Source organism: Gordonia terrae (assembly GCF_051789125.1).
Taxonomy (GTDB): domain Bacteria; phylum Actinomycetota; class Actinomycetes; order Mycobacteriales; family Mycobacteriaceae; genus Gordonia; species Gordonia terrae_A.
Map to the genome: position 1 here is coordinate 1,655,335 of NZ_CP196526.1, position 21,909 is coordinate 1,677,243.

Genomic DNA, 21,909 nt, shown 5'->3' on the forward strand with positions numbered 1-21,909 from the left:
CTTCAGCGGCCGGCGCGTACCTCGGAGTCCGTGTCGGCCCCCGCGGCATCGGCCGAGCGGGCGGCGTCGTCGAGTCTCAGCTTCTCGCCCTCGATGTCGACCTCGGGCAGGATGCGGTCCAGCCAGCGCGGCAACCACCAGGCCTTGTCACCCAGGACGGTCAGCACCGCGGGCATCAGGGTCATCCGGACGGCGAAGGCGTCGAAGAACACCGCGGCCGCCAGGGCGAAGCCCATCACCATGATGAAAGCCATGTCCTGCAACATGAACGCGGCGAACACCGAGATCATGATGGCCGCGGCGGCCGCCACCACGCGGGCGCTGTGGCGATATCCCTCGACGACCGCGGTCTTGGCGTCGGCGCCGTGCACGTACGCCTCTCGCATCCGGGTCACCAGGAACACCTGGTAATCCATCGCGAGCCCGAACACGATGCCCACCAACATGATCGGCAGGAACGACACCAGCGGTTGCGGGTTGTCGACGATCCCCAGGTCGCCGTTGGTGAACAGGGCCACCGTCACGCCGAAGGTCGCGGCGACGCTCAGGAGGAAGCCGAGTGCCGCGGTCAGCGGGACGAGGATCGAGCGGAACACGATGATCAGCAGGATGAACGCGAGGCCCACCACGACCAGGAGGTAGGGGATCAGCGAACTCGACAGACGGTCGGAGATGTCGAGTTCGATCGCGGTCTGCCCGGTCACGCCGTAGGAGATCCCCGTCGTGCCCTGCACCTGGGACTCCATCTCGCGGAGCGTCTCCACGAGTGCGGGTGTTGCATCGTCGGACGGAGCGGTCGACGGGATGATCGTGATCTTGGCAGTGTCCTGGGCCTCGTTGAGTCCGCCGGCCCCGATCTGGGCGACCGCGACGTCGTCGACACGACCGAGGTCGTCGACGAGGGTGTCGAAGGCACGCAGGCGCTCGCCGGTGTCCTCGATGGCTCGCCCGTCCGCGACGACGACGAGCGGTCCGTTGAAGCCGGGGCCGTATCCCTCGGCGACCATGTCGTAAGCGCGTCGCTGGGTCTCGGACGGATCGGCGGTCCCGTCGTTGGGCAGTGCGAGCTTGAGCCCGGCCATCGGGATCGCGAGGATGACCATGATGCCCACGATCGCGACCGTGACCGTACGCGGCCGGGCCACGACACGCTGGACCCAGCGCTGCCCGTTGTGGCCGCGGTCGGCGTCGTGCGGTCCGACATCGGGTGCGTTGAGGCGTGGCACCCGTCCGGCGAAGGCCTTGCCGCCGAACAGGCCGAGGATCGCCGGGAGCAGGGTGAGCGCGACCAGGACGGCGACGATCACGGTGCCCGCCGCGGCGACGCCCATGGCGGTCAGGAACGGGATGTTCACGATCGCCAGCGCGGCCAGCGCGATGACCACGGTGCTGCCGGCGAAGACGACGGCGGAACCGGCGGTGCCGACGGCCCGGCCGGCCGCATCGGCCCGGTTCGCCGACCGATGGATCTCGTGGCGATAGCGGGAGACGATGAACAGTGCGTAGTCGATGCCGACGGCGAGGCCGATCATCGTCGCGAGGATCGGGGTCTCGTTGCTGAGGTCGAAGAAGTGGGTGCCCATCTGGACGCCGAGCATCCCGATCGCGACGCCGACGATGGCGGTGATGATCGGCATGCCCCAGGCGACGAGGGAGGCGAACGTGAGGATGAGGATGAGCGCGCCCACGCCGATGCCGATCAGCTCGGAGGTGATCCCGAGCTCGAATTGCTGTGTGGCCGAGCCCTTCATCTCGACGGTGAGACCTGCGGCTCGCGCGTCGTCGGCGATCTTGTCCATCTGTTCGCGCATGGTCTCGGTGACGTCGGACGAGGCCTCGACGTCGAAGGAGGCGCCGAGTTGGGCGACGGTGCCCGCCGCATTGATCGGTGAGGTGGCCTGCGCGTCGGCTGCCGCTTCCTCGGCGTTCTTGCCGAAGGTCTCCTCCTGGAAGGTGGCGGACAGCTCGCGGAGCTGACCCGGTGACTGTTCGGTGCCGTAGGAGACGAACGGATTGGTGATCGAGTCGGGGCTCTTCACGTCCTCGACCGACTTCAGGCCGGCGACCATCGAGTCGATCGCCTCCTGGTAACGGGGCTCGGTCAGCGTCGAACCCTGCGGTGCCCGAACGACATACGTGACGCCGATGTCGGAGCCAAAGGTCGCCTCACCGGGGAAGCGCTCGACCATGAGGTCTTGCGCCTTCTCCGACGGGATGCCCGGGATCGAGAACGACTCCGACGTCGGTTTGGCGAGAAGGCTCGCGCCGATGCCCAGTCCGATGAGGACCAGGACCCAGATCGCGATGGTCTTGAGGCGGTTCTCGAACGCCCATCGCCCTAGTCGGTACAGGTGTGTTGCCACGTCAGTGCTCCTCGGGGGATGGGTCGGGAAGGTCGTTCATTGGTCGGATGGGTTGCGACAGGCCGGATTCGAGCTGGTCGAAGGCGCACTCCAGCACGGTGGCCAGGTCGGTGGCGGTTCCCGCCGAGTCGTGATGGCTCACCCAGAACTCCAGGGCGACGCGGACGGTGGTGATCGCGTTGTGCAGGACTAGGCGCGGATACAGGGCGTGCACCGGCTGGCCGCGTTGCGCGCAGAGCTGGGTCAGTCTGGCCTCGACGGTGTCGCCGAGTTCGATGTCGCGCGAACGCGCGGTGAGACCGGGGTCGGTGTCGAGGAGCCGCAGGAGGCCGACGATTTCTCTCGGTTCGCCGACATCGGGGGAGAGGGCGGCCTCGACGAGGGCGGTACGCACCGAGCACCAGAAGGTCTCGTCCGCGGGCCGTGCCTCGATCCGTTCCACGATCGTGTCGAACAGCGACGACACAAAGAACAGCAGGGCGTCTTCTTTGCCGCTGAAGTAGTTGTGGAAGGTACGCACGGACACGTTCGCCTCGGCCGCGACGGCGTCGATCGTCACATGGTCGATGCCCTCGCTGGTCGACAACCGCAGGACGGCGCGGGCGAGCGCCGTGCGGGTGGCCGCCTTCTTCGCCTCACGGAGTCCGGGGGAGTTCACCCCGTCCACGGTACGGAACTTGCAGATTCCTGCAATCTTGCAGTGTCATGCAATATCGGGAGACTGCTCACAGTCGGGGTCGTCGGGTGTCGTACATCACGATGGGACGCGTCGACCCGGGTGAGTCTGGGACTCGCCCGGGTCGGGTCGATCGGTGGCCGTGCCGGCCGCGCGGATCAGCGGTTGTTGTAGCCGGCGTCCACCGGCAACGTGACGCCGGTGATGTAGCGGGCCTCGTCGGAGGCGAGGAACACGATCGCGTTGCTGATGTCGACCGATTCGATCAGCTCGACCGGCATCGGATTCTTGTACGCGTCGTCGTTCGCCACCTCGGGGTGGGAGTTCACGAACTCGCCGTACTCCGCGTTGGCGACCATCGGGGTGTTCACGCCGGTCGGATGGATCGTGTTCACGCGGATGAGATTCTTCGCGAGCTGCTTCGAGTACAGGCGCATCAGGCCCACGACCCCGTGCTTGGCGGCCGAGTAACCCGCCTGGCCTGCGAACGTGTTCAGTCCGATGCTCGTCAGTCCCGCGGCCGAACTGGTGATGACGATGGAACCGCCCTCGTTCTGCTCGATCAACCGCGGGACGGTGAGGTCGAGGACGTTCCACACGCCGGTCAGCATGACGTCGACGGCGTCATGCCAGGCCTGCGTCTGTTCGCCCGGGCCGATGACGGGCATGATGCCCGCGTTCGCGATCACCGTGTCCAGTCGGCCGAATTGGTCGATGCCGGCGTCGAGCACCGAGCGGATGTCGTCGCGGTTGCGGACATCGCCCACGGCGGTGACGATCTGTCCGCCGGCTTCCTTGACCAGTCGCTCGGTCTCGGCGAGGTCCTCGCGGGTCGCCATCGGGTAGAAGACGGTGGGGATCTGGTCGCAGATGTCCAGACCGATGATCGAGGCACCCTCCTCCGCCAGGCGGACGGCATGGGAACGACCCTGCCCACGCGCCACGCCGCTGATGAACGCAACTTTTCCACTGAGTCTCTGCACGATGATCGTCTTTCTCTGGGCGGACCGGGGCGCACGACGGCCTCGACCGGATTGTGTGCGGCGCAGCGCTTCCCGCGCTCATGATGTCCACATCTGAGCGCGCCGACGCCTGGGGGCGGTGTGATGACCCGCTGTGGGCGAAACTAACACAATTAGGTTGAATGTGAAATGGGTTCAGCGATGAAGAGTCCTCAGCCCATGGCTCAGGTGGCGACGATCGCAGGAATCAGGAACGCGCGCAACTTCGTCCGTACCCGGTCCAGGTGGTGATCGGCCGAATCGAACTGGCTGATGTACATGATCTCGAGTTCGGAGATCCACTCGCACAGAAGCGCGATGTCGACATCCGGGCGGAGGTTCCCCGCGGCCTGCTCGGCGAGCAGGATCGGCTCCCACAACTCCCGGGTCAGTTCGATCGCGCGCCCTGAGGCGCTGAGCAATTGCATTGACAGCGCCATGGATTCGGGGGCGACCAACCGGTTGACCATCGGATCCGAATGACCCTTGCGGATGTCCCGGCAGATTCCCTCGACGATGCGTTCGGAGACGGTCGGCCACTGGTTGATGTGTGCACGCGCGGTGTCCATGTTGGCGTGGGCACGGCGAACCACCAGTTCGGTGATGAGTGCCTCGCGATCGCGGAAGTAGCGGTACACGGTCGCGCGTGACAGCGATGCCGTCCGTGCGACGTCCTCCATCGTGGTCTTGGACAGGCCGAAACGCGCGAAACACTCCTCTGCTGCCCGGAGGATGGCTTCCGAGACGTCGGTGCGCTTGTCGGAGTCGGTGCTTGTGGCCACGAACATGACGGTAGCAAGGGTGTACTAATCGAAAGAAGATAGATAAGACACTAGACAGTGAATGTCTCGTGTGTCAGTCTCGGTACATGCAGCGCGACGAGAAGATCAGACTCACCCGGCGACTGATCGACCACGTGGACAACGACAGCACCGATTACGCGGACGATCTGCTGAGAGTTCCCTTCTCGGTCTTCAACGACGCCGAACTGGCGGCGAAGGAGCGCGATGTGGTGCGGCGGTTCCCGCACATCGTCGCGCATGTCGACGAACTGCCCAAGACCGGTTCGTTCGTCACTACCGAGTTGATCGGCACGCCGTTGCTGGTCGTCAGGCAGGGTGACGGCTCGGTCAAGGCGTTCTCCAACGTGTGCCGTCATCGCGGCTCGAAGGTGGAGTTCGGCGAATCCGGGTGCAAACGTGTCTTCGCCTGCCCCTACCACAACTGGTCCTACGGCAAAGACGGTGCGCTGCGGGGCATGCCGCACGCCGAGGGGTTCGACGGGATGGATCGTGCGGAATACGGGCTCGTGGAGTTCCCGTGCGAGGTCCGGCACGGGCTCGTCTGGGTCGTCCCGACGGTGGGTGCCGATCTGGACATCCGGACAGTCCTCGGAGACAAGCACGATGACGAGGTCGCCGACACCGGCTTGGCCGACTCGTACCAGGTGCGCAAGGAGACGTGGCGGCTCGACATGAACTGGAAGATCGCGGTGGACGGCGTCCAGGATTCGTATCACCTGTGCCAGTTGCACACGAAGACGGTGTGCAACTACCTCGAGGGGAACATCACCGCCCTCGACGTGGTCGACCGCTCATGGCGACTCGTCGTGGCGCGCAAGGCCATCACCGAGGTCAGGGATGCCGATCCGGACAGCTTCGACGTCCGCGACTATTCCCTGGCCAACTACACCGTGTACCCGGGCACGATGCTGGTCACCGAGCCCAACCACTTCGAGATCTGGACGATCGTCCCTGACACGCACGACCCGAACGTCAGCCACTGCACGATCCGCCTGCTGTCGCCCAAGAAGCCGGAAACCCCCCGCGAGGAGCGGATCCTGGACAAGAACTGGGAGCTGCTGATGGAGACCCTGCACGCCGAAGACTGGTTCGTCACCAAGACGATCACCGACAACGCGGCCTTCGGTCAGGTCGACGAACTGATCTACGGTCGAAATGAGTTGCCGGGTCAGCTCTTCCACAAGATGGTGGCCGGCGACGTCGAGGCGCTCGAGGAGGAGCGCCGGAAGCTCCCCGCCACCGCCGAAGCACGATAGATACTCGTGTCCGACCTACAGGTGGACCGGCCGGCGCCCGGCGTGTGTCGGCTGACCATCGATCGTCCAGAGGTCCGCAACGCGATCTCCCTGGAGCTCCAGCGGGACATCGACCGGTCACTGGCGACGATCGTGACCGACGACTCGATCCGGTCGGTGGTCCTCGCCGGAGCCGGTCCGCTCGCCTTCTCCGCGGGATACGACATCGGCGAGCTCGCGAAGTGGACTCCAGGGGAGGCGGCCGATGCCGCGGCCGAACGTGACGAGCTCGTCTGGCGGTTCTGGTCGTTCCCCAAGCCCGTCGTCGCGGCGGTGCACGGAATGGCGTACGGAGCCGGAACGATACTCGCGGTGTGCGCCGATCTCCGTGTCGGTGGTCCGCGGACACGATTCGCCGTGACCGCGGCGCGATACTCCGGCGCCAACCTCACCTGGTTGCTGGACTCCGTCGTGGGCGCCGGTCGCGCGCGGGATCTGCTGATGTCGGCACGCACCGTCGACGGCGCCACGGCCTACCGGATCGGTCTGCTGAGCCGCTTCGTCGACGACGGGGACGACGGGGACGACGGGGACGACGGGGACGACGGGCACGACGGGGACGTGGGTGCGGCCGCGGTGGCCGAGGCCGCCGAACTCGCCGAGCTGCCGCCCGAGGGTGTCCGAGACATCAAAGCACTTCTGCAGAACGGGCCCGGTCTGGATCTGCGAACCCGGTATGAGCGCGAAATCGAACGCGCGCGAGCTCATTCGCAGCCCCACCAGATCGCCGGGCTGGTGGCCGGCCTGGCGAATCGCACCCGAGGCGGCGACCGATGACAGGAGGCGGTGTGGACGAGGTGCTCTCGGCAGTGGACCCGTGGCGTCCGGAGTGGGCGGACCCGTTCGGGCCGACCGTGTCCGCTGCGGACGACTACGAGGCCATGGTGCAGGCGCTGCGGGACGTCCAGGAGGCGGTGACCCGCAGCCGTCCCACGCCTGGTGCAGCGGCCGAGGCCGCCGAGGCGCTCCGGGCGGTCGCGCGCCTGATGCATCGCCATGAGGTCGACGAGGACCGCCAGATCGCCGGTAAACGATGGCTGACGGCGGGCAAGGGCCACGCCCTCGCCCCCGTCCTGCACATCGTCGACGTGACCGACACCACCGCGACCGCGCGGGTGACCATCGGCAGATTCCATTCCGGTCGCTATGCGCTCAACGGTGGGGTCACGCCGTTGATCTTCGACGAACTGCTGGCGCGGTTGGCCAACAGCGCGGGCCGTCCGTGGGGCCGGACGGCCTACCTCAACGTCAACTACCGAGCGCCCGCCCCGCTGCACAGGGAACTGAGGGTCACCGCCGAACTCGTGGGGCAGCAGGGGCGCAAGCGCACCCTTCGCGGCGCCCTCTATGTGGGCGAGACGCTGCTGGCCGACGTCGAAGGGCTGTGGGTGGAGCTCAAACCCGAACAGACACACAACACTTCGCTGACGTGAGAGAAGGTCGATGATGAGTGGATACTCCCTGCTGGACGGGATCAGGGTGCTCGAGGTGGCCCAGCTGGCGCCGTCGTCGCTCGGCGGTCATCTCGCCGATCTCGGTGCCGAGGTGATCAAGGTCGAGTCCGGCGCGCTGGGCGATCCGGTGCGTGTCGGTGGCGCGCGGGCGGTCGGGTCGCCGGACGGGCCCGCGTTCATGCACCTGCGCTGGAATCGCGGGAAGAAGTCGGTCGCCCTCGACCTCCGCAGCGATGGCGGACGGCGGGCGTTCCTGGACATCGCCGCCTCGTGCGACGCGGTGATCGAGGGCATGCGAGGTGGCTACCTCGACTGGCTGGGGATCGGCTATGAGCAACTGCGAGAGGTGAATCCGGCCCTCGTGCTGTGCACGGTGTCCGGGATGGGCGCTGACGGCCCCTACCGGACGCTGGGTACCGGCGGGCCCGTCTTCGACGCCTACGCCGGTCTTCGCGAGGTCAATACGCCCGACGATCCGCCGCGAACCGGGATCGCCGGATCGACGACACCGCCCATCGCGATGTATGCCCTGGGGGCCTACGGAGCCATGGGTGTGCTCGCCGCGATCCACCGGGCGGGCGTCACCGGAACCGGCTGCCACGTCGAGGTGGCCGGCATCGATGTGGCAGCCGCGTGGATGCCGGATATGACCGATGCCGAACTGAACAAGACCAGGTCGGTCCCGCGGCCGACCTGGCTGCCCGACGGGCGGCTGCCCGACTGGCCGCGGCTGGAGGCCTACCGGACCCTCGACGGCGAAGCCATCCTGTTCGGTTCGCACGTGGACAAGTTCTGGCACAACTTCTTACGGGCGGTCGGCCGCGAGGACCTCCTCGAGGTGGACCTCACGTCGACCGACGACGGAGCGCCCGCACGCGCCGACAGGGTGTGGCGTGCGCTCACCGAGATCTTCGCGCAGCGCACGCGCGCGGAGTGGGTCGAGTTGTTCCTCGAACACGAGATCGCGGGCGGCCCGGTCAACAGCGTCGAGGACATGATCACCGACCCGCATTTCCGGGCCAGGGCGAACACCTACCGGGTGGAGTACGCCGGGGTCGGCGAGATGGAATTCGTCGCCAGTCCCGTGCGCGTCACGGGAGAGGACTTCGCCCCGCACCTTCCGCCCGACGTCGGCGCCGACACCGCCGAGGTGTTGCGCACGGTCGCCGGCTACGACGACGCCCGGATCACCGCCACGACGGATTCGCGGGGCGTCCCGGCAGGCGCGGGGTCGCACTCCGACTGACTCGACACGATTCAGACACTCACACGAAACACGTTGTGTGAGTGTCTTTGTCATGTCCCGAGCGCGACGACCCGGGTCGGTTCCCGATGACGGATCCACATTGCGGCGAGCACCTAAAGCTGTTAGTTTAAATTCAGCACGAGTGAGGGGGGTCACACCTCTGGGCCTCGGGTGACCCACGTCGACGAAGGAGTATGGATGAACCTCTCGGACCTGACCCGTTTCTGGGGCAAGACCCGCCCGGGGCAGGAGGCGATCGTGTTCGGGGACACCAGGCAGACCTGGGCGGACGTGGACGCGATGACCGATGCGATCGCCCGGGGTCTCGCCGCTCGCGGAGTCGGCAAGGGCGACCGGGTGTCGGTGATGATGCTCAACCGGCCCGAACTCGCGCACATCATCCTCGCGACCCTCAAGCTCGGCGCGATCAGCGTGCCCCTCAACTTCCGCCTGACCGCCACGGAGCTCGCCCCGATGGTCGTCGACGCCGGCCCCCGCGTGGTCATCGTCGAAGAGGACTTCGCCCCGTTGCTGGGCGTCGCCCGGGAGCAGATCGAGTTCGAGACGTTCTCGATCGAGGGCACCTCGCATCCCGCCTTCGGGTCACTCGTCGATCCCGGGCGTGCGCCGCTGGTGGACATCGCCCCCGACGATCCCGCGTTCATCTGCTACACCTCGGGCACCACGGGCGTGCAGAAGGGTGCACTCATCACGCATCGCAACGCGATGACCCCGGGCATCTCGCAGACCATCACCTTCGGATTCTCCGCCCGGGACCGGGTCCTGTGTTCCGCGCCGCTCGTCTACACCGGTTCGGTGCTGTCGATCTTCATGCAGCTGGTCGTGGTGCCCGGCGCCACGATGGTCCTGCTGCGCGAATACGATCCGGAGATCGCACTCGACGTTCTCGAGCGCGAACAGATCACGGCGACCACGACGGTTCCGGTGATCTGGGAACGGATGACGACGTTGCCGGACTTCGGGTCCCGCACCTTCGCCGAGCTCACCTTCGCGGGGACCGGCGGGGCGCCGGTGAGTCCCGACCTGCTCGAGTTCTACCGCTCGCACGGCATCCCGCTGACCCAGTGTTACGGCCTGACCGAGGCCTCGGGGATGGTGTCGACGCTGGAGTACCGGGATGCCGTCACCCGCCCGGGATTCGCCGGACTGCCGCTGGTCGGGACCAGGGTGCGCATCGGCGAACCCGACACGGACACCGCTGCGGGCGAGGTCGGGGAGATCCTCGTCCGCGGCGATCACGTGCTCCGCGAGTACTGGAACAAGCCCGAGGCGACCGCCGCGACCCTGACCGACGGATGGTTGCGCACCGGCGACCTGGGGATGCAGGACGAGGGCGGGTTCCTCAAGATCGTCGACCGCAGCAAGGACATGCTGATCTCGGGCGGTCTCAACGTGTATCCCGCCGAGATCGAGAAGGCCCTCCACGGTATCGACGGTCTGGTCGACCTGGCCGTCATCGGGGTCAAGGACGATCGCTGGGGCGAGGTGCCGATGGTCGTCTTCCACAGCCAGCGCCCGGCCGCCGAGATCGTGACCGACATCGCCGGGGTGGCCGGCGAGCATCTCGCGAAGTTCAAGCGTCCCAAGCACGCGGTCGCGCTGGACGAGCCGCTCCCGCGGACCTTCTCCGGAAAGCTGGCGAAACCGTCTCTGCGAGCGCGCTTTCCGGAGCCTCCCGCCGACGCCTTCGTCGTCGGCGGCGCCCCCACCACGGCCTGACCCGAACGTCGAAGTCACTCCCCACCATCGAGAGGACGCCCGTCATGGGTTCTGTTCGTGACGTCAACATCTCACGTCTCATCGACGACAGGCCCGTCACGGGTCTGCAGAAGCGAGCCATCGCCATCTGCCTCGCCCTGGCCGTACTCGACGGGATGGATGCCCAGCTGATCGGGTTCGCGATTCCGGCGCTGTCCGACGACTGGGACGTGTCCAAGGCGTCGTTCGGTCTGCTCCTAGCTCTCAGCAGCGCTGCGATGGTCGTGGGCAGCCTGGTGTTCGGGCCAGTCGCCGACAAGTGGGGGCGTCGTCGGGTGATTCTCGTGTGCACGGTGATCTTCGCGGTGTTCACCCTGGCCTCGGCGCTCGCCACGTCGATGACCGCGCTGATCGTCCTTCGTATCATGGCCGGAATCGGTCTCGGCGGCGTCACTCCGAACCTCATCGCCCTGACGAGCGAGTACAGTCCCGCACGCGTCCGCGCCACGATGGTGACGATCGTCGTGGCCGGCATGTCACTGGGCGGCTTCGTCGGCGGACTCGTTGCCGCTCAGCTGATCCCGGCGTTCGGATGGCAGTCGATCTTCGTTGCGGGCGGCATCGCGCCGCTGGTCGCGGTACTCGGCGCATGGGTGTGGCTTCCGGAGTCGGGCAAGTTCCTCGCGGCCCGTGGCGATCACGACCGCGTCGCGGCGATCGTGGCCGCGATCGACCCCCGCATCGATCTGACGGGTTCGGTGAGGTTCACCCAGGACACCCAGGTCGTCGCGACATCGCCGGTCCGCGAGCTGTTCGTCGCAGGACGGGGCGTGGACACCGCCCTGCTGTGGGTCGTGTTCGTCGTCAACTTCCTCGTCATCTACTTCCTGTTCGGCTGGATGCCTTCGTTGTTCAGCGAGGCGGGACAGAGTTCGGCCACCGCCATCACGGCCGCGGCGCTGTTCAACCTGGGAGGTATGGCGGGCGCGCTGTCGGCCGGGTGGATCACCGACAGGGTGGCGACCGCATGGAGGTCCGGGGGACCGCGTGCCGCCTACCTGGTGGTGATGGGTGGCTACACACTGGGAGCGGTGTTCATCGGCGTCGTCGCCATGGTTCTCGCGAACCCGGCCCTGTTGCTGATCGCCATCTGCGTGGTGGGTTTCGGGATCTCGGGCAGTTCGGCCGGGATCATCGCGATCGCGGCGTCGATCTACCCCGTCGCCGCGCGGTCCACCGGGATCGGATGGGCGATGGGGGTCGGCCGCATCGGCTCGATCATCGGTCCGACGGTCGGTGCGGCACTCATCGCCGCCGGGCTGGACGCACGCACGATCTTCCTGGCGATGGTGATGCCGACGCTGCTCGCCGTCGCGACCCTCGGGTTGCTGAACCGGCGGGAGGGTACGCGCCTGAGGCGGACGGAAACCGCGGCCCGGGCCGTCCCGACGACGGCAGGCACCCACTGATCGTGCACAGCGAAACGGTCCGCCGAACCTCGTACTGCAGGCTGTGCGCGTCGTCGTGCGGCGTGCTGCTCGACATCGAGGACGGACGAATCCGGAACATCCTGGGAGACAACCACCATCCGATCTCCGGTGGTTACACCTGCCCCAAGGGGCGTCGCGGGGCCGATCTCGCCCGCGGGCACGACCGGCTCACCACCTCCATGCGACGCAGTCGTGACGGTGTGCACGAGCCGGTCACGGTGTCACGCGCGGTCGACGACATCGCAGCGAGATTGCGCACGATCATCGACCGGCACGGCCCGGACGCAGTCGGTCTGTTCACCGGAACCCAGCAGAACTTCGCCGCGCTGACCCCACCCGCCGCGCGCGCGTGGTTCCGGGGCACCGGGTCGCACAAGCTGTTCTCGACCATGACCATCGACCAATCGGCGAAATGGGTTGTGGCCGAACGGATGGGGACGTATCTCGGTGGTCGTCAGCGATTCGGGGACGCCGATGTGTGGCTGTTGATCGGAACCAACCCCGTCGTCTCCGGTAACGGCGGCGACGGGGACGGCGCCGTCGTACAGAACCCCGCGATCACCCTGCGACGCGCTCGCCGGCGCGGGCTGAGGCTGATCGTCATCGACCCGCGCCGCACCGAGACGGCCGCGCTCGCCGACGTTCACCTGGCCCCGCGCCCGGGCACGGATGCGGTGCTGCTGGCCGGGCTGCTCCGCGTGATTCTCGACGAGGGTCTGCACGACGAGGAGTTCTCCCGGCGCCACACCTCGGGTCTCTCCGGAGTACGGCAGGCGGTCGCCGGGCTCACCCCCGAGACCGTGGAGCGGATCTGCGGTGTCCCGGCCGACGATGTGCGCCATGCGGCACGGGTTTTCGGCCGAGGCCGCCGGGGTATGGCCACCAGCGGCACGGGTCTGTGCATGGGTCCGCATTCGAACGTCGCGGAACACCTCGTCGCCGCGTTGAACGTGGTGTGCGGTCGCTTTCTCCGCGAGGGTGAGCGGGCCGACGATCGGGCGGTCCTCACGCGCCACCTGCCCGCCCGCGAGGAGGTCGCCGCCCCCGCCCGAGGGTACGAGCACGGATTCCGCAGCCGCGTCGACGGTGTACGGGCGATCCGCGGAGAGCTGCCGTCGGGGATTCTCGCCGACGAGATCCTCCGGCCGGGGCCGGATCGGATTCGGGCGCTGGTGGTCTCGGGCGGCAATCCGGCATCGGCCCTGCCCGATCGCGCCAAGGCACTCCGGGCGTTGCGTTCCCTCGACCTCCTCGTCTGCATCGATCCGCTCATGTCCGACACGGCGTCGCTGGCCGACTACGTGATCGCGCCGACCATGATGTACGAGCGGGCCGATCACACCGCGATCATGGAGCCCTTCTTCCCGCGCCGATTCGCCCAGTTCACCCCCGCGGTGGTGACGCCGCCGCCCGGGGTGGTCGACGACTGGCGGTTCTTCTTCGACCTCGCCGCGGCCTCCGGGCAACCCTTCAAGTTCGCCGGCCGCATACTCGATCCCGCGGACCCGCCCACGTCCGAACAGATGCTGGCCATGATGGCCGAACGCGGGCGTCTGTCGTTCGACGACCTCGTCACCGCCGAGCACGGCCGTCTCGTCGGCGACAGCGGCGCCGTGGTCGGCCCACCGGGTGACGGGCAGGACGGCCGGCGCCTCGAGCTGATGCCCGACGACGTCCGCCGGGAGCTCGACGACGCGGTCGCACAGACCACGGTGTCGGCGCGGTTTCCGTTCCTGCTGGTGGTGCGTCGCATGCGGGAGGCCGTGAACTCCACCGGCACACGAGTGCCCGGACTCGTCCCCGGCGGTCGCAACCCGGCCGGGATGCATCCCGACGACCTCGAGGCCCTCGGAGTCGAGGACGGAAGCGGGGTCGTCGTGCGTTCGGCGTCCGGATGGTTGCGCGCCACCGCGCGGGCCGACCGCACCCTCGCCCGGGGCACGGTCTCGATCACGCACTGCTTCGGCGGCGTCGACGACGATCCGGACGCCGGGGTCAACGTGAACGTGCTGACCGGATCGTCCCACGGCGTGCAGGCCATCAATGCCATGCCGACGCTCACCGCGGTGCCCGTGGTGGTCACGGCCGAGGTCGCGGAGGGCGAGCCGACGCTCACCGCGGTGCCCGTGGTGGTCACGGCGGTCGGTCCCGAAGCAGCGGAGGGTGAGTCGTGACGGCCTCGACGGAGTCGAGAACCACTGTCGGGCATCGTATCTGCCCGCTCTGTGAGTCGACCTGCGGACTGCTCGTCGAACTCTCCGGCCGGACGATCACGAGGGTGGCGCCCAATCCGGATGACGTGCTGAGCGCGGGTCACAGTTGCGCCAAAGGACTGGGTCTCGGACGCGTCGAGGGCGACCCGGATCGTGTCCGGACACCCCTGTTGCGCACCCCCGGCGGAGGCTTCCGCGCGGTGGGGTGGGAGGAGGCGTTCGCCGAGATCGAGCGCAGGCTCACCGAATTCGTGCTCGACGACCCGGGCACATGTGCTGTCTACCATGGCAATCCGGCGGCACACCACCTCGATGCGACCTTCTACCTCGGTGAGCTGATCGCTGCCCTGGGCACCCGGCACGTGTACTCGCCGGCGAGTGTCGACACCTGGCCGAAGAACCTCGCCCACATGGCGCTCTACGGCACCGGACTCGGCATGAGTCTGCCCGACATCGACCGCACCGACCATCTGCTGATCCTCGGCTCCAATCCGATGGTGTCGAACGGCAGCACGGTCACCGCTCCCGGGATGCACGCGAGGCTGGCGGCACTGCGAGAACGCGGGGGGACCCTCGTGGTCGTGGACCCGGTGCGCACCCGCACGGCCGAGGTCGCCGACGTGCACGTGCCGATCCGTCCGGGTACCGACGCCCTGTTCCTGCTGGCCGTCCTGTCGGTCATCGCGGAGGAGGGCCTGAGCAGGCCCGAGCGGATCCCGGACGTGGTGGACGGCGTCGAGGAGGCGCTGGAGCTGGCGCGCGAGTTCACCCCGGACTCCGTCGCGGACGCCTGCGGGGTGGATGCCGAGATGATCCGTCTGGTCGCGCGCGGTTTCGCCGGCGCCCCGGCGGCGGTGGCCCACTCGCGGATCGGTACCTGCATGCAGGAGTTCGGGACCCTGGCGAACTGGCTCGTCGAGGTGCTCACGATCGTCACCGGTAACCTGGATCGTCCCGGGGGAGCGATGTTCTCGCTGCCCGCCGCGGGCGGACAGAACACCTGGCCGGTGACCCGGCCGCCCACGCTGATGTTCGACCGCTGGCGGTCCCGGGTGCGCGGGCTGCCCGAGGCGATGGGCGAGCTCCCCGCGGTCTGTTTCGCCGAGGAGATCCTGACCCCCGGTCCCGGCCGGACCCGGGCACTGATCACCCTCGCCGGCAATCCGGCACGCTCGCTGCCGAACAGCGGCGCGATCGAGGAGGCCCTCGACGCCCTCGACTTCATGGTCTCGGTGGACTGCTACCTGAACGAGACCACCCGTCACGCCGACGTGATCTTGCCGCCCCCACCGCTGCTGACCCGGGGGCATCACGATGTCACGTTGTCGCACTTCCAGATCCGCAACGTCGCCCGGTACACCCCGCCGCTGCTGGAGCTCGGCGACGACGAACTCGCCGAGTGGCAGATCCTGCTCCGCCTCGCGGGGATCGCGCGGGGCACACCGGAGCGTCGCGTCGAGGAGCTCGACGACGAGGTCGCCGCGGTGGCCGTCCGGCGTGCCGCGCGCCTCGCCGGATGCGATACCGACCGGGCCGCACGAGCGGTCGCCGGGCGGAGCGGACCCCAGCGGTTGCTCGACCTCCGCCTGCGCAGCGGACCCTACGGCGATCGTTTCGACGGTGGCGAGGGCCTGACCCTGGCCGTCCTGGAATCCCGTCCCGACGGAGTCGATCACGGTCCGCTGCGACCCAGGATCCCGGAGGTGTTGCGTACCCCGAACGGCCGAATCGATCTGTGCCCGGAACTCATCACCTCGGACCTGGACCGGCTGCGGGCACGACGACCCGATCCGGACGGGGGACTCCTGCTGATCAACCGGCGGCAGCGCCGCGGGATGAACTCCTGGCTGCACAACGCGCTCCCGCAGCCCGATTCCGGCCAATGTGCCCTGCTGATGTCCCCGCCAGACGCCGCCCGACTCGGTCTCGTCGACGGTGATCGTGTGGCGGTGACGTCGGCAACGACCACCGTGGCGGCCGAGCTGCGGATCGACGACGCGCTACGGCCGGGGGTGGTGAGCATGCCTCACGGCTGGGGTCATGACGGGCCGCACCTGCAAACACCGCGTGCCGAGGCGATGCCCGGCACCAACTACAACGCGCTGGTCGCCGACACCACCCACCTCGACGTGCCGACGTCGTCGCCGGTCTTCAACGGCGTTCCGGTGTCGGTGACCCTGATGAACGAGGAGAACTCCCGATGCCCTACGTGGTGACGCAGAACTGCTGCAACGACGCGACCTGCGTGGCGGTCTGCCCGGTCGACTGCATCCACCCCACACCCGCCGAACGCGAGTACGCGCGGACCGAGATGCTCTACATCGATCCGGCCACCTGCATCGACTGCGGCGCCTGCGCGGATGTGTGTCCGGTGGATGCGATCGTCCCGGGCGACTCGGACGCGGACGACGTCGACACCTACCTCGACATCAACGCCGACTACTTCCGGCGCAATCCGCGGGAGATCGCACCGGGGGCGCACGTCCAGCCGCTGCCGTCGTCGATCGCGACCGCGGGTGTCGCGAATCCGCCGGCGCTGCGGGTGGCGATCGTGGGATCGGGCCCGTCGGCGTTCTACGCCGCGGAAGAACTGCTGGCCCGCCGCGACGTCGCCGCCGAGGTCACGATGTTCGAGCGACTGCCCGTTGCCGGGGGACTGGTCCGGTTCGGGGTCGCCCCCGATCACTGGCATACCAAGTCGGTGGACCGCGTGTTCGAGCGGACGGCGAGGCGGGACGGCTTCACGTTCCATCTCGGGGTCGAGGTCGGGCGAGACGTCGGCCTCGACGAGGTGGCCGCCCATCACCATGCGGTCATCCACGCCTCGGGAGCGTCCGGGGACCGCCGGTTGGGCATCCGCGGGGAGGACCTGTCCGGCAGCCACGCGGCACGCGAGTTCGTGGCCTGGTACAACGGGCATCCCGAGCACGCGGACGCACGGTTCGATCTGTCGTCGAACCGGGCCGTGGTGATCGGCAACGGCAACGTCGCGCTGGATGTCGCGCGGATCCTCGTGTCCGATGTGGAAAGCCTGCGCCGCACCGACATCGCCGATCACGCCCTCTCCGTACTCGCCGGCAGTCACATCGACGAAGTGGTGGTGCTGGGCCGGCGCGGACCCGAGCATGCCGCGTGCACGACACCCGAGCTGCTGGCACTGGGGTCGCTGCCCGGGATCGACGTGATCGTCGAGGGTCCTGTCCCGGCGGATGCCGGGTCCCCTCCGAAACTCCGCCTGCTCGAGGAGTATTCGCGGCGTGTGCCGGTACCCGGACATCGGCGGATCGTGCTGCGGTTCGGGGTCACCCCCCATGAGATGACCGGTGGTGATCGCGTCCGGTCGTTGATCGTGACCGGCACGGAGTCGGGCGAACCGCAGGAGATCGACTGCGGGCTCGTCCTGCGTGCGGTCGGATATCGGGGGCTCCCGATCGACGGCCTGCCCTTCGATCCCGTGTCGGCCACCGTCGTCAACGAGGCCGGACGGGTCGTCGACCCGGCGACCGGCTCGCCGGCCGCCGGTCAGTATGTCGCCGGGTGGATCAAGCGCGGCGCGACCGGGGTCATCGGCACCAACCGGTGGTGTGCGGCGGAGACGGTCGCGGCCCTGCTCGACGACCACCGTCGCGGACTTCTCCCGGCCCCGAGCGGGTCCGGGGCGGACATGACCGACCTGGTGCGCATGCGGCGGCCGGATGCCCTCACCGGTCTCGACTGGCGTGCACTCGATCGGTGGGAGCGCCGCGAGGGACGTGACGCCGGCCGCCCGCGGGTGAAGATCGTCGATGTGGACCTCGCCGTCCGGGTGGCGAGAACCGGCCGCGCGGAGACCACGGCCGGATGAGTACCGATACCGCGCAGGTCCACACCTTCTGCCGCGTCTGCGAACCGGGATGCGGCCTGGTCGCCACGGTCGATGCCGGCGAGGTCGTCGGTCTGCAGCCGGATCCGGATCACCCTGTCCATCGCGGGTTCTCGTGCCACAAAGGACCCCACTACTTGCAGGTGCACCGCGATCCGGACCGGGTGAACCATCCGCTGCGGCGGACGAATCCACGCGGCGCCGATCGCGGTGACTTCGAACCGGTGTCCTGGGACGACGCCGTGACCGACATCGCCCGTCGGCTGGGCGAGATCCGACAGCGCCACGGCCGCAACGCCCTTGCCATGTATCAGGGAAACCCCTCGGCGTTCAACGGGGTCTACTACGCGAATGCCGCAACGATCGCCCGTGGCTTCGACACCCGGATGAGATTCAGCGCGGGGACGCAGGACACGTCCGCCAAGTACGCTGCGAGCGAGGCGATCTACGGCGCATCCATGGCGCATCCGATACCCGATCTGCTCCACACGGACTATTTCCTGTGTCTCGGCAGCAATCCGCAGGTCTCCCACATGACCCTGATCCACATCTCGGACCCGATGGCGAAGCTGCGGGCCATCAGAAGGCGCGGCGGGACGGTCGTGTTCGTCAACCCGCGCCGCATCGAGTCGTCGTCCCCGGAGACCGGTGACGTGCTGCTGACCAGACCCGACACCGACTTCTACTTCCTGGCAGGGCTTCTGCACGAGATCGTGTTCCGGATCGGATTCGATCGCAGCGAGGTCGAGCGGCACGCGCGCGGGGTCGATGGACTGCTCGACTTCGTCCGGCGCTATCCGCCCGACCGGGTCGCGGGGGTGACCGGGGTCGACGCCGCCGTCATCCGCACGATCGCCGACGATTTCTGCGGGGCACGCAGCGCCAGTGTCTACATGGCCACCGGGGTGAATCAGGGACGGCTCGGTGCGCTCGCGTACTGGATGCTCACCATGGTGAGTCTGTTCTCCGGCAACCTGGGCCGGCACGGTGGGAACATCTACTCGCGGGGGGTCGCCGATGTCGTGCAGAACTCACGGCGCAAACGGGAGGACCCGTTCTTCGCCGGCCCGTTCGGCGAGATGCGCACGGTGGGCGGCGATCTCCCGGCCGCCATGCTCGCCGATTTCATCGAGAATGCGGACGATCCGATCAGGGCGCTCATCGTGGTGTCGGGCAACCCGTTGCTGTCGGTCGGAGGCGACGCGCGACTGCGCCGTGCCCTCGAATCGCTCGACCTGATCGTGACCGTGGACCTGTACCGCACGGCGACGGGGGAGATCGCCGATTACGTGCTGCCGGCAACGGATTGGCTCGAACGCGAAGACGTGAACTTCCTGAACACGATGGGCGTCGCGATGGAACCCTACGTCCAGTACACGCCGGCGGTTGTCGCCCCGGCGGGTGAGCGCCGCGACGACTGGTGGATCCTGTCGCGAATCCTGCAGGCGATGGGCGCGCCCAGCATGCTCGACGATGCGGACGCCGATCCCCTCGCCGCGATCGACGCCGCCCTGGCGTCCTCCGGACTGTCGGTCGATGCACTGAAGGCGATGCCGTGCCAGACCGCGGTGCTCCCGGACGCCGTGCCCTCGGATGTCTTCGACATCGCGGTCCAGCACGACGACGGACTGATCGACTGCTGCCCCGCCCTCTTCCGTCGTTCCTACGACACGGTCGAGCGGGTGCTCGGGGAGCTGGCAGCCGAACCGGACGATCAGCTCAAGCTGATCACACGCCGTACGCATTACATGGTGAACAGCTGGATGCACAATCTTTCCGTCCTGAAACACGGTGTACACCAGAGCAATCCCCTCTGGATGAACAATGCCGACATGCGCAGGAGGGGTCTGATGGAGGGTGACGACGTCACGGTCGGCAATGCTCGCGGATCGCTGCCGGCGGTGGTGGTCGGCGACGACACCCTCCGCGAGGGCGTCGTGGCGATGACTCATGGGTGGGGGCACGGTGGCTCCCACGGTCTGGACGTTGCCCGGCGGCACCCCGGGGTGAACGTCAATCGCCTCGCCCCCATCGGAGCCGACGGTTACGACCCCCTCAGCAACCAGTCCCACCTCACCGGGATCAACGTCGAGGTGACCCGGAGGGGACCGGTGGGCACTTGCCAAAAGTAATCGAATGGCTTTAGATTTGCCGTGTGTGATCCAGCGCACGTTCGCCGTGCGGGGGTTCGTGTCGCGTTGCGCGCTCGGCGGGCCGGCGCCTGGGCACCCCATGGCCAGACATCCACCAGGAGGCAATTCATGAGCGGAACCGTCGTCGACGCACTGACCTATTGGGCCCGGACCGTTCCGGACCAGCCGGCCATCGACTTCGCGGGGGATGTGGTGACCTATCGCGAACTCGACACCTGGGCCGACGGCGTCGCACACGACCTGTCCTCGCGGGGCGTGGGCGTCGGCGATCGGGTCAGCTACCTCGGCGCCAACTCGATGGAGTGGTGCGTCGCCGCGCTCGGTGCCATGAAGGTGGGCGCCATCTCGGCGCCGTTCAACAACCGGATGCTCGCAGGCGAACTGTCCGTTCTGGTCGACGACTGCGAACCCGCCCTCGTCTACTGCGACGCAGACCTGCGGGCGCGACTCGTCGAGGTGTATGCGGCGCGGAGTACGTTCGCGATCGCCGAGTTCGACACGGATGTCCGGCCGCTGCGCGGCAGGCCGCATCCGGAGTACCGGAGCCCCGTCGTCGATCTGTCCGAGCCGACCGCGATCGTGTTCACCAGCGGGACGACGGGTAAGCCGAAGGGCGTCGTGTTCACGCACGCGACGATCGGCGGCGAGATGCACGAGTGGTCGCTGATGGAGCCGATCACCCAGAACGGGTTGCGCCCACTGCTGGTTCTGCCCCTGTTCACCGCGGCGGGGATCATCTGGGGTATCTCCCGGACGGTGTTGCACGGCGGAACACTGCTGCTCCAACCCGGATTCGAGCCGGAGGCCGCGCTGCGGGTCCTGATCGACAGCCGGGCAACGACTCTGACCGGGCCACCGATCCTGTTCGAGCAGATCTCGCGGGTGCCGGGCTTCGCCGACGCGGACCTCGGCCATCTGACCACCGCCCATGTCGGCGGTGCCCGCGTCCCGTCGGCTCTGGTGGGCCTCTGGCTCGACCGTGGCGTGCAGCTGCGGCAAATCTACGGGCAGACCGAGATCGGTGGTTCGGCGACGGCCATGCCGCGCGACGAGGCGGCCGACCATCCCGACAAGTGCGGGTTCGGCGGCATCTTCACCAAGATCCGGGTCGTGAACGCCGATCTCGTCGAGTGCGCGCCGAACGAGGTGGGGCAGATCCTGCTGCGCGGGCCGGGAATGATGCCCGGCTACTGGCGTAACGACGAAGCGACCCGTGCGGCGCTCGTCGATGGCTGGCTACACACCGGCGACCTCGGAAAGCTCGACGAGAACGGGTATCTCACCTTCGTGGACCGCCTCAAGGACATGATCATCTCCGGCGGTCTGAACATCTCCCCGGTGGAGATCGAACAGGTGATCAACCGAATCCCGGGTGTCGAAGAGGTCGCGGTCATCAGTGTGCCCGATGACAGGTTCGGCGAGACTCCCGCGGCGGTGGTGAAGAAGGTCGAGGGTCTCTCCGAGTCCGACATCGTGGACTTCTGCGACCGCAATCTCGCGGATTACAAGGTGCCGCGGTATGTGGTGTTCGTCGACGAGGGACTCCCGCGCATGCCCAGCGGGAAGATCTCCAAGCGGCACCTGCGGGATGCCTATGCCGATGTGCCGCAGACCTATCCGAAGGTCAGGTGAGA

Annotated in this window: 15 protein-coding genes; 11 read left to right on the plus strand and 4 right to left on the minus strand. The window is 68.0% G+C overall.

The genetic code is table 11. The annotated features are described in order from the left end of the window. Positions 1 to 2: 2 nt before the first annotated feature. From ACSUZC_RS07555 to ACSUZC_RS07570, 4 genes are all read right to left on the minus strand, one after another. Positions 3 to 2,363, minus strand: coding sequence for an MMPL family transporter (locus ACSUZC_RS07555; RefSeq protein ID WP_439032231.1), 2,361 nt, complete (start codon positions 2,361 to 2,363; stop codon positions 3 to 5). Position 2,364: 1 nt separating this feature from the next. Further along, positions 2,365 to 3,021 carry a TetR/AcrR family transcriptional regulator gene (locus tag ACSUZC_RS07560; RefSeq protein WP_439032232.1) on the minus strand — a complete coding sequence of 219 codons (657 nt, stop codon included), beginning with the start codon at positions 3,019 to 3,021 and terminating at the stop codon, positions 2,365 to 2,367. A 176-nt stretch (positions 3,022 to 3,197) separates the two neighbouring features. Beyond that, positions 3,198 to 4,022: a mycofactocin-coupled SDR family oxidoreductase gene (locus ACSUZC_RS07565; protein WP_439032233.1), complete on the minus strand. Its 825-nt coding sequence runs from the start codon at positions 4,020 to 4,022 to the stop codon at positions 3,198 to 3,200. A gap of 203 nt (positions 4,023 to 4,225) precedes the next feature. Beyond that, the gene (locus tag ACSUZC_RS07570) at positions 4,226 to 4,822 is read right to left on the minus strand and encodes a TetR/AcrR family transcriptional regulator (protein WP_439032234.1); all 597 of its coding nucleotides are present in this window, start codon (positions 4,820 to 4,822) and stop codon (positions 4,226 to 4,228) included. 86 nt (positions 4,823 to 4,908) lie between these two features. On the opposite strand from ACSUZC_RS07570, the gene ACSUZC_RS07575 reads away from it, so the two are divergent. From ACSUZC_RS07575 to ACSUZC_RS07625, 11 genes are all read left to right on the plus strand, one after another. Further along, a complete protein-coding gene (locus tag ACSUZC_RS07575; RefSeq protein WP_439032235.1) occupies positions 4,909 to 6,099 on the plus strand; it encodes an aromatic ring-hydroxylating oxygenase subunit alpha in 1,191 nt (396 codons plus the stop codon). Positions 6,100 to 6,105: 6 nt separating this feature from the next. Further along, the gene (locus tag ACSUZC_RS07580; RefSeq protein ID WP_439032236.1) at positions 6,106 to 6,915 is read left to right on the plus strand and encodes an enoyl-CoA hydratase/isomerase family protein; all 810 of its coding nucleotides are present in this window, start codon (positions 6,106 to 6,108) and stop codon (positions 6,913 to 6,915) included. Next, on the plus strand, positions 6,912 to 7,571 hold the full coding sequence (locus ACSUZC_RS07585; protein ID WP_439032237.1) for a PaaI family thioesterase: 660 nt from the start codon (positions 6,912 to 6,914) through the stop codon (positions 7,569 to 7,571). Before ACSUZC_RS07580 ends, ACSUZC_RS07585 begins: the two co-directional genes overlap by 4 nt. A gap of 13 nt (positions 7,572 to 7,584) precedes the next feature. After that, on the plus strand, positions 7,585 to 8,838 hold the full coding sequence (locus tag ACSUZC_RS07590; protein WP_439032238.1) for a CaiB/BaiF CoA transferase family protein: 1,254 nt from the start codon (positions 7,585 to 7,587) through the stop codon (positions 8,836 to 8,838). A gap of 198 nt (positions 8,839 to 9,036) precedes the next feature. Continuing rightward, a complete protein-coding gene (locus ACSUZC_RS07595) occupies positions 9,037 to 10,578 on the plus strand; it encodes a class I adenylate-forming enzyme family protein (protein ID WP_439032239.1) in 1,542 nt (513 codons plus the stop codon). Positions 10,579 to 10,622: 44 nt separating this feature from the next. Continuing rightward, positions 10,623 to 12,026, plus strand: coding sequence for an MFS transporter (locus ACSUZC_RS07600; protein WP_439032240.1), 1,404 nt, complete (start codon positions 10,623 to 10,625; stop codon positions 12,024 to 12,026). A 2-nt stretch (positions 12,027 to 12,028) separates the two neighbouring features. Next, a complete protein-coding gene (locus ACSUZC_RS07605; RefSeq protein WP_439032241.1) occupies positions 12,029 to 14,221 on the plus strand; it encodes a molybdopterin-containing oxidoreductase family protein in 2,193 nt (730 codons plus the stop codon). Next, entirely contained in the window at positions 14,218 to 16,476 is a 2,259-nt protein-coding gene (locus ACSUZC_RS07610; RefSeq protein WP_439032242.1) for a molybdopterin-dependent oxidoreductase, read from the plus strand. The genes ACSUZC_RS07605 and ACSUZC_RS07610 overlap by 4 nt, the downstream gene beginning before the upstream one ends. Then, positions 16,461 to 18,104, plus strand: a complete 1,644-nt coding sequence (locus ACSUZC_RS07615) for an FAD-dependent oxidoreductase (RefSeq protein WP_439032243.1) — start codon at positions 16,461 to 16,463, stop codon at positions 18,102 to 18,104. The genes ACSUZC_RS07610 and ACSUZC_RS07615 overlap by 16 nt, the downstream gene beginning before the upstream one ends. After that, positions 18,101 to 20,254, plus strand: a complete 2,154-nt coding sequence (locus tag ACSUZC_RS07620) for a molybdopterin-containing oxidoreductase family protein (protein WP_439032244.1) — start codon at positions 18,101 to 18,103, stop codon at positions 20,252 to 20,254. Before ACSUZC_RS07615 ends, ACSUZC_RS07620 begins: the two co-directional genes overlap by 4 nt. Positions 20,255 to 20,383: 129 nt before the next feature. After that, on the plus strand, positions 20,384 to 21,907 hold the full coding sequence (locus ACSUZC_RS07625; protein ID WP_439032245.1) for a class I adenylate-forming enzyme family protein: 1,524 nt from the start codon (positions 20,384 to 20,386) through the stop codon (positions 21,905 to 21,907). Positions 21,908 to 21,909 lie beyond the last annotated feature (2 nt).

Coding starts and splice junctions, on each gene's coding strand:
- ACSUZC_RS07575 (WP_439032235.1), top strand. CDS start 4,909: ATGCAGCGCGACGAGAAGATCAGACTCACCCGGCGACTGATCGACCAC.
- ACSUZC_RS07585 (WP_439032237.1), top strand. CDS start 6,912: ATGACAGGAGGCGGTGTGGACGAGGTGCTCTCGGCAGTGGACCCGTGG.
- ACSUZC_RS07590 (WP_439032238.1), top strand. CDS start 7,585: ATGAGTGGATACTCCCTGCTGGACGGGATCAGGGTGCTCGAGGTGGCC.
- ACSUZC_RS07595 (WP_439032239.1), top strand. CDS start 9,037: ATGAACCTCTCGGACCTGACCCGTTTCTGGGGCAAGACCCGCCCGGGG.
- ACSUZC_RS07600 (WP_439032240.1), top strand. CDS start 10,623: ATGGGTTCTGTTCGTGACGTCAACATCTCACGTCTCATCGACGACAGG.
- ACSUZC_RS07615 (WP_439032243.1), top strand. CDS start 16,461: ATGCCCTACGTGGTGACGCAGAACTGCTGCAACGACGCGACCTGCGTG.
- ACSUZC_RS07620 (WP_439032244.1), top strand. CDS start 18,101: ATGAGTACCGATACCGCGCAGGTCCACACCTTCTGCCGCGTCTGCGAA.
- ACSUZC_RS07625 (WP_439032245.1), top strand. CDS start 20,384: ATGAGCGGAACCGTCGTCGACGCACTGACCTATTGGGCCCGGACCGTT.